Here is a 12,843-nt window from a genome sequence, read left to right as displayed (position 1 = left end):
GCCCGCCACTAGTGCGGGCTTTTTGTTGCCTTAAGCCTAATGCGCATCCCCAGATAGGCCAGCAGAAGGTAGAATAGGACCAACACCCACAACTGCCACCACATGGGGGCGATATCACTCCAGTCTGCACCCATCTGATTAAGCTGTAACATCCCCTTAATGGTCACCACACCAGGGATCAGCTGTGATACGGCCTGCAATGGCACGGGGATCAACTCCACCGGCCAGACAAAGCCCGACGCAAACAGGATCGGCATAGAGATAAGCAGTGCCACCTGTGTCGGCAGATCCCGTCGAACAAACAGGCTGCTGTAGGCGACACCTGCCAGACTGGTCGACAGAATAAAGGGCAGCAGAAACAAACACACTTGCCCGAGTTCGCCCTGTACTCCCACCTGATACCAGTAATGGCAAAAGCCTATGTAGAAGGCAGTAAAAATACTGTAGATAACCGAAAAGGTCGCCACCCTGGCACACAGAAGCTGGCCTAAGCTTACCTGATTCCAATAGCCCTGACGCTGCCATTGGCCTGCCCCGAGGATCCCAGTACCGATTAACAAGGTCTGGTGCAGCACAAGCAAGAGAACGCCGGGCACCACATAGGAGGTATAACCCAAGCTCGGGTTGAAGGCTGGCACACTGTTAAGGTGGATAGGATCCAGCTCAAGCTGTACCTGCTTGGCCGTCTCTCCCATGGCAAGTAAACCGGTAAACTGTATGTATTTACCCGCTTCTATGCCGACCGAAACCAGCCCTTCTAAAATGGCCGAGTAGACCAGAAAATAGTTGGCGTCGCCGCCATAAGCTAAGGTAACGCCTTGCTGGCGCAGCAGATTGTGACGGAATCCTTCAGGGATAACCAGATAACCATGAGCCTCCCCGGCATTGACGGCCGCCTGCGCTTGGGTCAAGTTAGCCACATGAGCGACGACATCAAGTTTAGGACTCGCCTGCGCGTGACGAATCACCAAGCGACTCAAGCTGGAATTATCACCATCGACCACGACAATTTGCTGCTTTGTTGGTACCTCATTGAGATAAGGCAAAGGGTAGAGCACGGAATAAAAAAGCACGCCACCAAACAAAGTAATAGCAATCGCCTTGTCTGAGACTATGGCCTTGAACTCCTCAAACATCAGGCTGAAAAAGTTCATCCCTGCACCTCCGCCATCTGCTCTTTAGCCTGGTCTCGGCGGATCTTTGTCAGTAACACGGCGATCACGGGGATCAGCAGCAGAAAGCCCCAATAGCTAAAGAGCTGCAGCAATAACGCGTCAATGCCTTGGTCATAGGCGATCACACCGATATGGGTATCGACATAGTGACTGGAAGGCATGATCTGCCGCCACCACTGAGCCAACATAGGCATCTCATGGGTGGGGAAAGTGACGCCCATAAAGGCAAATGATGGCGCAAACAGAGCGGTGCAGAGACTGATCACCCTTGCACCGTCCTGCAGCACAGCAAAGATGGTCAACACGATCAACCATACCACTAGCAACATCATCACCTGTGCGGCAAACAACTGACCCAGACCACTGCTTAGCGGCAGGCCGAGATAACCATAGAGCCAAGCATATATCACCCCCATCTGTAACATCAGCAGCGGCGTATAAACCAGCACCTTAGCCCAAAGCACCTTGTAAGTACCTAAGGCAAACCACTCGGGCAAGGTATTGTGTCTTAGCTCATCAGACAAAGCATTGGCAAACACCAACATGGCCACTATCTGCACCAAGGCGATCAAAATAGGTGGTACCAGGAAGGCGACATAGTTGTTATTGGCGTTGTAGAGTGCACTGCTCTGAGTCTTTATCATGTTCAGATTGATATTGGCCTGCTCGGGGGACACGCCAGAGGCCAGCATTTTCAGTCTTGCCTTCTGTTTAAGACCGTCGGCCAGGCTCATCTGTATCTGACTGGAGAGCAATTTTCCCACCAGTAAAAACTGGGCGTTGTAACGAATATCTATCGTGGGTTGATGGCCAAGCACTAGCTTACGGTTAAGCTGAAATGGCAATATCATCACGGCATAGACATCGGCCTTCTCCATAGCCGCTTGGGCTTGACCTATATCTTGATAACTAATGGGTTTAACAACCGAATTGGCCGCTAACTGACGTACCAGCATACGGCTTAGCTGACTCTGATCCTGATCCACAACCGCCACTGGCAGTGCGGTCGGCAATCCTGCGCTAAACAACCACCAAAGCACTAGCGTGCCCAGCAGAGGCAGATAGCTGACCAGGGCGAGTTGCCAGGGCGACTGCCATAGTCGCCTGAGCTCTCGCTTTATAAGATTGACCATGGAAGCCAAGGCTTAAGGCACCAGTAAGCTGGTCATACCCACCCTTAAGTCGGCAATGGGCTCCATTGGTCTTAGCTCCATCTCGAAGGTGCGCATATCAAAGTCCTGGCCACTCTCGGTAGAGCGCCAGGTGGCAAAGTGTCCCATGACGCTAATGTGCGCCACTTTAAAGGGAAAACGTTGGCCGAGCGCAGGGAGCTCCACCTCTAGCGTATCGCCTACCTTAAAGTCTTTAAGCTGATCTTCTCGAACCTGGAACACTGCCCAGGCATCCTGCATGTCGATCACACTCACCACAGGAAAACCGCTAGGCGCCAGTTCGCCAGCTTGCAGAAGCACCTCGCTAACCTCACCCGATTTAGGCGAGCGCATTTGACTGTCAGCCAAGATGGCACTGACCTCTTTAACGGCCCCTTCGGCCATGCGGGCATTACCCTCGGCCGCCGCCTTGGTTTCTTCACGGGCTCCCTCTTCCGCCATCTGATACATGGCATAGGCCGCCTGCTCGGTATACTTGGCTGCCTGCCACTGGGTAAAGGCTTCATCACGCTTTTGACGCGCCAGCACGCCCTCACTGAACAGGGCTTCTACCCGGTTATAGGTGGTCTCGGCCAAGGTGGCCGCCGCTTTTGCCTTTAACCACTGCTCTTTCGCCGCCGATACCTGTTGTTTACGGGCGCCATTATCCGCCTCTTGCTGCAACGCCTTGGCGGCATCACGCCCCCCTTGTGCCTGCATTAACTTGGCATTGAGCTCAGGACTGTCGATAGCAAACAGTAGATCGCCTTCGGCCACCTGGTCACCCCGGCGAACCATGACCTGAGCAACCCGCCCGGGCACCTTGGAGGAAACATTATATTCTCTGGCCTCGATCTGTCCCTGCAAACGCGTGACCTTAGGAGTGTGAGCCAAATGGAGTCCATAGGCCAAGATGACAATCAAGGCGACTAGGGCAACAAGGGCTAAGATTCTGTTAGTGCGCATCTGCTCTCTCCTGGGCGGTGCGTGAACGACCGATAAATTCATCTAACTGACCGCTGATGGCCATCAATCTGGCGTAGGCCTGTACATAGCGGTACTGAGCAGCCAACTGTTGGGTCTGCACTCCGCTTAGCTTAAGCTCGGCATCCACCTTCTCAATCGACGTAGACAGTCCCTGACTGAAGGCGAGATCTCGCAGGCGTTTGTTTTCCTTAGCGAGAGACAAGGAGAGGTTTAACGACTCTGTCTCCTCTCTGGCCTGCTGCAGCTGACGATAGCTCTGATCCAGCAAGAGACTGAGATCTTGCTGAGTCTGGGCCTTGGTATAACGCGCCTGCAACAGGGCGCTACGGGCGGCCTCGACCTTACCACTGCGACCGTCGCGACTGATAAGCGGAATCTTAACCCCAACGCCGACCATCCAGTCAGGCTCCATCTTGGCTAGCAGGGAGTCGTCTTCATACAGGGTATAGTTACCGTAAAGAAAGACGGTAGGGTAATAGCTGCCCTTTTCCACATCGATAAGGCCATTGGCCTGAAGCTCTTTGGCCTCCAGCAACTTAAGGGCCGGATGACTAGAAAGCGTCAGTTGACTCAGCTGGCCCAAAGAAGGCGGAGTTTCCAGAAGAAACAACTTAGAGACGGTATCGACATTGGGCTGATGCAACATGCGTGACAGGGCAATCTGACTCATCTCTAGCTGACGTTGGGCACTGGCATAGTCTACCCGGGCATTTTCCAATGCCACCTGAGCGTTAAGACGCTCCACCTTGGCGATCTGTCCCTGCTGCTCGAGCTTAACGGCATGATCGGCATGCTCGGTCAGTGCATCGACCAGCTGGCTTCTTGTCGCCATCAGGGCATGGCTTACTGCCACACCATAGTATCTATCCACCAGCTGGACAAAGAGATCCCGCGTCGATAGCTGATGTTGCTGCTCCTTCTCGGCCACCTGAGCCTCATGTATGCCCTGGGCGGCGCTGATACGACCACCGGTATAGATGGGCCACATCGCCTGCAAGCTAGAGCGGAAGATATCTTGCTCGGTAAAAGGAGTGATAAACAGTGAGCCGGGAATCGCCCCCAAGGCAGAGCCAAGGGCTGGGGGTAAACTTGCAGGATCGAGAGTCGCTAAGGGATTGAGATCCCTTAAGTCCAGTTCTAGTGGCTTCTCCAAGCGTGTATAGCTGCCATTAATCGACAGCGAGGGCAGATTAAGATCATCCCCAGCGTCTTTCTCCGCCAGGGCACGATTAACCTCTTGCTGACTGGCCTGCAGCTTATCACTCACCTGCAATAGCTGCTGCCACGCCTCGCCAAAGGCAAGCTCTTGGCCATGAGCGGCCTGCGCCGCCAGGACCACCAAGGACAGCCAGATCGTATACAAATATTTCATTAATACCTCTAGAGTTATTACTCTATTTCCTTGGCGAATGTTAACACCCTAAGGGAGTGTTGAAAAGATGACCTGGCAATTAAGGGCAAAAACCCTCATCAATCGCGGCGTCTCAGCAGACACGCCGCAGCCACTTGCTAGGCCGTTCCCCCCACTGTCAGCCTGTCGAGCTTCAGGCTCGGCTGACCCACTCCTACGGGCACACTTTGCCCATCTTTGCCACAGACACCAACGCCCTTATCGAGCGCCAAGTCGTTACCGACCATAGAGATCTGCCCCATGGCCTCAGGGCCGTTACCGATCAGGGTCGCTCCCTTGATCGCCTGGGTGATCTCGCCCTTCTCGATAAGATAGGCTTCTGATGCCGAGAAGACAAACTTGCCAGAGGTGATATCCACCTGCCCACCACCAAAGTTAGGGGCGTAGATCCCCTTGTCCACCGACTTGATGATCTCTTCAGGCGAGCTGTCGCCCGCTTCCATATAGGTATTGGTCATGCGTGGCATCGGCAGGTGCGCATAAGACTCACGGCGACCATTACCCGTAGATGCCTGTCCCATGAGACGGCCGTTGAGCTTGTCTTGCATATAGCCTTTCAAGATGCCGTTTTCGATCAATACCGTCTTTTGTGTTGGCACGCCTTCGTCGTCTATGCTCAGCGAACCGCGGCGATTAACCAGGGTACCGTCATCGACAACGGTGACCAAACTAGAGGCGACTTGCTGTCCGACAAGACCGCTAAAGGCACTGCTGCCCTTACGGTTAAAGTCACCTTCCAGGCCATGACCCACGGCCTCATGCAGTAAGACACCTGGCCAGCCTGCACCTAATACGACTGGCATCTCACCTGCTGGTGCATCGATAGCCGTCAGGTTCACAGAAGCTTGGCGCACCGCTTCGCGGGCAAAAGCGAAACAGCTTGGCAAACCATTGTCGCCCGACTCGAAAAAGACTTGATAATCATGACGGCCACCGCCGCCGCTGGCGCCGCGCTCACGCTTGCCATCTTGCTCTAGCACTACGCTACAGTTAAAACGCACGAGCGGACGAATATCGGCTGCCAGGGTACCGTCGCTCGCCGCCACTAAAATTTCCTCATGCACGCCTGACAAGCTGATCACCACCTGGATGATGCGTGTATCTAAGCTGCGCACATAGGCATCGGCCTGCTTAAGCAGCTCGATCTTCTTGACCTCTTCCATGGCGGCAATGGGATCGGCACTCTGATACAAAGGCGTCGCCTTTTGTTGCTTCCAGGCCTGAACACGGCCACTATTACCCGCCATGGAGATGCCGCGAGCCGCTTCGACTGCAGCGCTCAGCGCCACTGGCGTGATCTCATCGGCATAGGCAAAACCTGTCTTCTCGCCACTGATCGCACGCACGCCCACACCACGCTCGATATGAAAGCTGCCCTCTTTAACTATGCCATCTTCTAACACCCAAGACTCATGACGGCTTCCCTGAAAATAGAGATCGGAAAAATCCACCTGATGCTGATGAATGCTATTGATATAGCCTTGCAACTGATCCAGCGACAATCCATCTTGCAAAAGGCTCTGTTCTACTTGGGTTAAAAATGGCATTAATTCTCTCTCTTTGAAGCGCTACATGGCGCTATTTTATAGTCTCTTTCTGGCGGGCCGCCTGCAATGTCGGCGCTGCAAAACGATTATGTTCAACCACAGGTATGTTACGGCGGATCTTTTCGATAGCATCTAAGCTTATCTCTGTCGACAACCAGCCACATCCCTCAGGTTTTACCGCGACCAGTTCACCCCAAGGGTCGATGACACAAGAATGTCCCCAGGTCTCACGCCGCCCTTGATTATGCTCGCCCCACTGGGCAGCGGCCAATACAAAACATTGAGTTTCAATCGCTCTCGCCTGCAGCAAGGGTAACCAGTGGACGCGTCCGGTCACTCGTGTAAAGGCCGCCGGTAGAACGATGATCTCTGCACCTTGCAGCCGCATGGCACGAAACAGATCGGCAAATCGAATGTCATAGCATATCGCCATCCCGACCTTACCGAAAGGCGTATCGACCACGGTTATGTTTTCACCGGGACAAAAGGTATCACTTTCTCGGTAGGATTTAGTGCCATCATCGACGTCAACATCAAACAGATGCAACTTGTCATAATGGCCCAGGGTCTCCCCTTTGTCATTAAACAGGTAACTACGGCTATAGACTCGTCCGTCATCGGCTAAGATGGGAATGGTTCCGGCCACTAAATAGATGCCATATTGCTTCGCCATCGCGGCCAGCGCCTGTTTCAACTCACTCGCTGCATCATCACCGGCATGGGCCAACTGCTGGCTCTCGTGGCCGCCAAACAGTAAACAGCACTCGGGCAACACCACCAGATGTGGCGCCTCCCCTATAGTTAATGCGTCAAGCTGCTCGCGAATAAAACTGAGGTTCTCCTCGACGTCGCGACCACTCTGACATTGTAATAAGCTGACCTGCATCGACCGACTCCTTCTGCACTGGCTTGTCTTGTGACTCTGGCTTACTTGGCATTTCCTGCTGAGGACGGTTTTCCTTAAAGTCTGGCATAGCTTCAACAGCAGGCTTGGGGATCTCAACGCCTGAAGGCATCACCTGCTCAGAAGGCTCAATAGGCTCTGACTTTAACTCAGGCTCAGGCTGTGAGTCTGGTTGTAACTCTGGTTGTGACTCTGGTTGTAGCTCTGGCTGCGCCGGTTGACGTGGCAAGACAGACTCAGGGATCTCTATCTCCTTGCTCTTACGCTCCAATTCTTCAAGCTTAGGCTCTGACATGGTACCTGTCAGCCTGAAACGGATTTCAGAGATCACTTCGATCACCGGCTCTAACACCTTGGTTAAGGCAAAGGCGCCTAAGCCGAGCGTCCAACCACCTGTACTAAGTAGCACCACTGTCGGCACGCTAGAAGCAAGTTGGGGCACGAAGCGTATGTCATAGTTAAGGCTTTCTGTGGTGAGGTCGGTATAGCCCCGCACCTTCATATTGCCAGCCACGGCGTCCATTTCAGAATCTGTAGTTTTCACTACGCCATTGTCCAGCTTCAAGGTGCCTGTAAAGGAGTTGAAGTAAAGCCCCTTACCAAACACATCCGAGAAATCCAGCGACAACTTACGCAGCAAGGAATCCAGACTGAACAGGGAGAAGATACGCGCGCCCTTATCGCTCACCTCAGACAGATGGCCTTTGCCCAACTTATAGTTTATCTGGCCATTTAGGGTTTCGAGCGAGAATGCATAAGGGGCACCATGCCAAGAAAGCTGGGCCTGCAGATCCAGCGGCGCCTCCTTGAGGCCAGGGTCTATCCCTAAACGCTCTGACACCTCGTCAAACTGCTTGGCATTAAGATCAAATTGTAACTCGGTCAGATTCTGCCCTTCGCTGTTCGACCAGGCTCCCTTGCCTTTAAGGGTGATCCCAGGCGTGGTGAGCGTCAGCGTCTGGATCTGATAATCGCCATTGTTTGGTGTTGCCTGCAACACTAGATGCCCAAGCGACTTACCATAGGCACTAAACTGATCTACATCCACCGCCAAGGGGGGCAGATGATTGAGCACCTCATGATTGCTAACCGCTTCGGCATCCGGTGTCTCACTCAGGGGCGTCAAATTAAAGCGGCTGGCCACCAGCTTAAGCCCTTGGGTCGACCAATCTGGGTAAAAGTCCACCCGACCGCTAAACTCCTGGGCATTCCCCTCAAAACGCCAACCATGTTCTGTAGGATATGCCTCCAGGTTTAGCTCGCTAAGTGGTTGACCATAAAGATTGAGCTGCTGTATCTGTCCCTCTACCGAGATTAGCGGCGGGAAGAAGCCATTCGATTCAACTTCGGCAACTGTGTCTATCATGGGCGTCTCAGATGACTGCTCGGCTAGCACCTGACGCATGGCCAGATCCAATGATGATTCGAGCTGCTGCTTGCCCATAAAACCCTTGATGATAGGCAGCCAAGGCCCAAACTCGGTATTAGGCATATCCAGTTGCAGATGTCCTGCCTGACGCTTTAGCTGATCGCCTGGCTTAAACAGGCGTCCCAGCAGTAGATCGAAATGAGCCAGGTGATCCCCAGACTGCTCATCGAATCCCCCCCAAAACTCCATCTGATCGCCAAGCTTTGCCCCTAAAGAAGCCTGCTTGTTGTCACCAATCAGCTCGAAGGAAAGCGCCCTCTTACTGTCGGCGGCCTTAGCAAACTTACCCGGCAGGCTAAGCTCCACGCCCTGCATGTCACTCTTTACTTGTGCCTGAATACGGTAACCCAGCTCATCAAAGATCAGCGTCATCGCTCCCTGCCAGTCCAATTGTCCTTGGTAATAATCGCTCAGTGGATTATTGAGGGCATCGGGCAACTGTTGCAGATCCCACAGCCCCTGCATATCCAGGTTAAGGCCATAATGCTTATTGCTCCGACCGGTATCAAAGGTAAAAGTCACCGGCTGTTCAAATAATTGGGCCTTGATCCCCTCACCTGTCACTACCTCATTGGCAAAATAGACCTCACCACTAACACCCACGAGCTGCACACCCGGCTCACTGATATACACAGGGGTATCGTCAAATGTCACCTGACCCAGAATCTGCTCCTTCCCCCCTTGATACAAAGGAATCGTGAGATCCAGTTTACCCGAGACCTCGCCCTGCACCTGTACCACTTTAAGGGTCGCTCCCACCGTTTTAGCCAGCGGCGAGCGCAGCAACACCTGCTTGGCGGCTTCGCCTTGAGTACGAAGATCCGCCTTAACCGTCAGCAGGCTCTGGTGGTTCATGCGTGGAATCGCCACATGAGCGCCATCGGCCGGGACGTCCATTAACATCCCCTTGTTGACCCAGATATCCATAGCGGCATTTTCAAACAGGGCATCAAGACTAAGCTGAGTCACCTCAGGCCAAGTCGGCTGAAACTCATAGCGCGCCTGTTCTAAAGTGAAACCGGCCTGAAATACGCCTGTGTTGTCGTCATAAGGGAAATGACTCAAGGGGCCATTCCATACTACCTTGGCATTCTGGCTCTGTCCGGCCTTAAGGGCGCCACTAAGATAGGCGATGAGCGAGGCGCTCATGCCACGCTTGGGAAAATAATATTTGGCTCTGGCGGCATCTTTAATCTGCACATCGGCCAGCAGGTTCAAACTTGCCTCATCGGCAAAGCCGAACTGCATGGCAGCATCCAGATCTAAATCATCATTGTAAAAATGCAGCTTAGGTGCAAAGAGGGCGGCTTGGCTTAGGGCATATTTGACCGTAAAAGCGTCCCCCGCCAGCGACAAAGGCTCCTCGAAACCTCCGTTGAAATCCAATAAATATTGTTGCTCTGGTGCAGACAGATAGAGGTTATCGCCCTGTATGCCGAGTGTCAGATCGATAGGCTCAGATCCTGGAATAGCTTTAACCCCTTGCCAGGAGACCTGCGCTAACTGAGCCGACAGGGCAAAGCCTTCCTGTGTGTTATAACCAAACTTAAGTTGCTTGATATTTCCCTTGGGCTGCATCGTCTGCCAGTGATTAAGAGCGTTTAACTCCACGGCTGGCACGAGTGGCAATAGCGGAAGTAACATCTGCACATCGAGCTGATTGATATAGGCACTTAGCCGACCATCACGACTCAGGGCTCCAATATCCAGCTCAGGCCAGCTCTGCTCATTAGTGACAAAGGCAAGGTTTGAACTACTGACTTGCCAGCCCGATGCCTGAGGAGCCCAATTAAGCTGTCCTCCCTGGATCTCAAATTTTTGCTGCTCACCATTAAGCTGCCATTGTAACCAACTGGGCTTAAAGGCCACTGTGGCAGCATTGAACTGCCGATGGCTAAATTCAGCCCAAGCCTGCAAGTTAACCACGCCTTCTAGGGGGAGTTTCTTGCTCGAATCATAAGGATTTTCCTGCCGTGAGGCCCACTTCCCGAGATCCAGGGCGTTTGCCGACAGATAGAACTGGCCAGTCAAAGACTCAGGGCTGTATCCATCGCCACGAATATCGACCCCCAATAACAGGCGCTCAACCTCCGAGGCATCTTCATCAAGATACAAGGCCCCCTCGGCGCGGTGACTGTCATTAAGGTTATACCAACGCAGATTCTTGATATGAATAGGACGGAACTTGTGATGCTTGCTGATCAGTTGCATGGTCACATCTGTGATAGCAAAGCGCTCGAACTGCTCCAGTAGCAGGGAGTATATCCAGTCGGTGTTTTGCTCCACAACGGGCGCATCGCTGGTCTGCTCCTGGCGATGAATGCGATCCATATCCAGGGCGACCTTAACCCCTTCGAAAATCACATTTTCAATCTGCGGCGAGACAGACACTAAGGTGTCCCAAAAATCCAACTTAAGATGAACATTGTCTATAATGAAGGTGACCGGCAGGTTTTCCTGCACGGGTAATACCAGATTTTTGACCGTCACCGCAGGGCCAAATGCCTGCCACTCGGCGGTGAGTTCACCCACCTCAACCTTCACCTGATATTCTTGGTAGATATAGTTAACCAATTCCTGGCGTACTTGGTCTAGCTTGGGCAGCAGTCCCCTAAACAGACTCACGCTCAGGGCAAAGATCACCACTATGATGGCGATCGTCTGCCAGCAGAGACGGCCAAAGGTGCGAGGGCAAAATGGGCGTGACACTACATTATCACCACATCAAATTTATTTTGTGCATACATAGGCTCGTTCTGCAGACGTACACGCTTGCCAATATAGGCACCCAGTTCCGCTACCAGATGACTCTCTTCTCCGGTCAGGCTGTTATATACAGCCGGCGCGCAGTAAACCAAAAACTCATCGGCATCATAACCTCGATTGAGGCGGATGATCTCGCGGAAGATCTCATAGGAGACTGTCTCGACCGTCTTCAAGGTGCCCGTCCCCAAACACGCGGGGCATTCGCCGCACAGCACATGCTCGAGACTTTCGCGGGTGCGCTTACGTGTCATCTCAACCAGCCCCAAGCCGGAGAAACCGCTGACATTGGTTTTCACCCTGTCGTTGGCCAGCGCGGCCTCTAAGGTGCTCAGCACACGCTTCTTATGATCTTCGTTCAGCATATCGATAAAGTCGATAATGATGATCCCACCTAAGTTACGCAGGCGCAACTGACGAGCGATGGCGTGGGTCGCCTCCAGGTTAGTGTTGAAGATGGTCTCTTCTAAGTTACGGTGACCAACAAAGGCGCCGGTATTGATATCGACTGTGGTCATGGCTTCGGTCTGATCTATGATGAGGTAGCCGCCAGATTTAAGCTCTACCTTACGTCCCAAGGCGCGCTGCACCTCGTTCTCCACATCATAGAGATCGAAGATGGGCACTCGGCCCGAATAGTGTTCTATCTTATCGGCGATCTCGGGCATAAACTCTTGAGTGAACTGCAGTAGCTCCTCATAGGTTTGCCCCGAATCCACCTGAATTTGGTCCAGCTCTGTGCCGACAAAGTCACGCACTATGCGTACCGGCAGGGCAAGGTCTTGATATAACAGCGAGACGCCTGGGCGCTTACGGCGTTCACACACCTTAGCCCAAACTCGGCGAAGGAAAGCCGCATCCTGCACCAGTTCCTGCTCGCCAGCATTCTCGGCGGCAGTGCGAATAATAAAGCCACCATCTTCGTCGACAAAAGGTTCGGTCAATCCCTTAAGCCGCGCACGTACCTCTTCAGATTCGATGCGCTGCGACACGCCGACATGGCTGGAGCCTGGCATAAATACCAGATAACGAGAAGGCAGGGTAATATCTGTGGTAAGACGCGCACCCTTAGTACCCAGCGGATCTTTAACCACCTGCACCATGATGTCCTGGCCTTGACGCACTAACTCACCGATATCGCGCACCACAAAGTTGCCCTTCTCGACATCGGCCACACACTCGGTATGAGGCACAATATCTGAGGCGTGCAGAAACGCCGCCTTATCCAGACCGATATCGACAAAGGCCGCCTGCATGCCTGGTAACACCCGGCTGACCTTGCCTTTATAGATGTTGCCTACCAGGCCGCGCTTCATGCGCCGCTCGATATGCACCTCTTGCAAGATACCGTATTCCACCAGAGCAACACGGGCCTCGGTCGGCGTCACATTGATCAATAGCTCAGAACCTATCTTTTTCTGTACTTTGTTTTTGACTATGTGACTCATGCTTACTCACTTAAATAGGATTAATGCA

The 12,843-nt window shown here is 53.0% G+C and carries 8 protein-coding genes; all 8 read right to left on the bottom strand.

Going from position 1 to position 12,843, the window contains the following annotated elements:
• Positions 1-8: 8 nt before the first annotated feature.
• On the bottom strand, positions 9-1,154 hold the full coding sequence (locus L2712_RS14320) for an ABC transporter permease (RefSeq protein ID WP_033539048.1): 1,146 nt from the start codon (positions 1,152-1,154) through the stop codon (positions 9-11).
• Complete coding sequence (locus L2712_RS14315; RefSeq protein ID WP_248978170.1) at positions 1,151-2,308, bottom strand: ABC transporter permease; 1,158 nt, start codon at positions 2,306-2,308, stop codon at positions 1,151-1,153. The genes L2712_RS14320 and L2712_RS14315 overlap by 4 nt, the downstream gene beginning before the upstream one ends.
• 12 nt (positions 2,309-2,320) lie before the next feature.
• A complete protein-coding gene (locus tag L2712_RS14310; RefSeq protein WP_248978169.1) occupies positions 2,321-3,292 on the bottom strand; it encodes an HlyD family secretion protein in 972 nt (323 codons plus the stop codon).
• Positions 3,282-4,685 carry a TolC family protein gene (locus L2712_RS14305; RefSeq protein WP_248978168.1) on the bottom strand — a complete coding sequence of 468 codons (1,404 nt, stop codon included), beginning with the start codon at positions 4,683-4,685 and terminating at the stop codon, positions 3,282-3,284. The genes L2712_RS14310 and L2712_RS14305 overlap by 11 nt, the downstream gene beginning before the upstream one ends.
• Positions 4,686-4,822: 137 nt before the next feature.
• Positions 4,823-6,271 (bottom strand): metalloprotease TldD, encoded by a 1,449-nt coding sequence (gene tldD / locus L2712_RS14300; RefSeq protein WP_248978167.1) that lies wholly within the window; start codon positions 6,269-6,271, stop codon positions 4,823-4,825.
• A 31-nt stretch (positions 6,272-6,302) separates the two neighbouring features.
• Positions 6,303-7,157, bottom strand: a complete 855-nt coding sequence (locus L2712_RS14295) for a carbon-nitrogen hydrolase family protein (RefSeq protein WP_088903684.1) — start codon at positions 7,155-7,157, stop codon at positions 6,303-6,305.
• On the bottom strand, positions 7,081-11,313 hold the full coding sequence (locus tag L2712_RS14290; protein ID WP_248978166.1) for a YhdP family protein: 4,233 nt from the start codon (positions 11,311-11,313) through the stop codon (positions 7,081-7,083). Before L2712_RS14290 ends, L2712_RS14295 begins: the two co-directional genes overlap by 77 nt.
• Positions 11,313-12,815, bottom strand: coding sequence for a ribonuclease G (rng, locus tag L2712_RS14285; protein WP_033539055.1), 1,503 nt, complete (start codon positions 12,813-12,815; stop codon positions 11,313-11,315). Before rng ends, L2712_RS14290 begins: the two co-directional genes overlap by 1 nt.
• Positions 12,816-12,843: the final 28 nt, after the last annotated feature.

Source organism: Shewanella marisflavi, assembly GCF_023283925.1.
Classification (GTDB): Bacteria; Pseudomonadota; Gammaproteobacteria; order Enterobacterales; family Shewanellaceae; genus Shewanella; species Shewanella marisflavi.
This window is presented reverse-complemented; position numbering and strand designations above follow the sequence as displayed.

What these genes read in the sequence shown, in the direction of transcription:
- L2712_RS14320 (WP_033539048.1), bottom strand. Translation starts at nt 1,154, where the DNA reads ATGAACTTTTTCAGCCTGATGTTTGAGGAGTTCAAGGCCATAGTCTCA.
- L2712_RS14310 (WP_248978169.1), bottom strand. Translation starts at nt 3,292, where the DNA reads ATGCGCACTAACAGAATCTTAGCCCTTGTTGCCCTAGTCGCCTTGATT.
- rng (WP_033539055.1), bottom strand. Translation starts at nt 12,815, where the DNA reads ATGAGTCACATAGTCAAAAACAAAGTACAGAAAAAGATAGGTTCTGAG.
- L2712_RS14315 (WP_248978170.1), bottom strand. Translation starts at nt 2,308, where the DNA reads ATGGTCAATCTTATAAAGCGAGAGCTCAGGCGACTATGGCAGTCGCCC.
- L2712_RS14295 (WP_088903684.1), bottom strand. Translation starts at nt 7,157, where the DNA reads ATGCAGGTCAGCTTATTACAATGTCAGAGTGGTCGCGACGTCGAGGAG.
- tldD (WP_248978167.1), bottom strand. Translation starts at nt 6,271, where the DNA reads ATGCCATTTTTAACCCAAGTAGAACAGAGCCTTTTGCAAGATGGATTG.
- L2712_RS14305 (WP_248978168.1), bottom strand. Translation starts at nt 4,685, where the DNA reads ATGAAATATTTGTATACGATCTGGCTGTCCTTGGTGGTCCTGGCGGCG.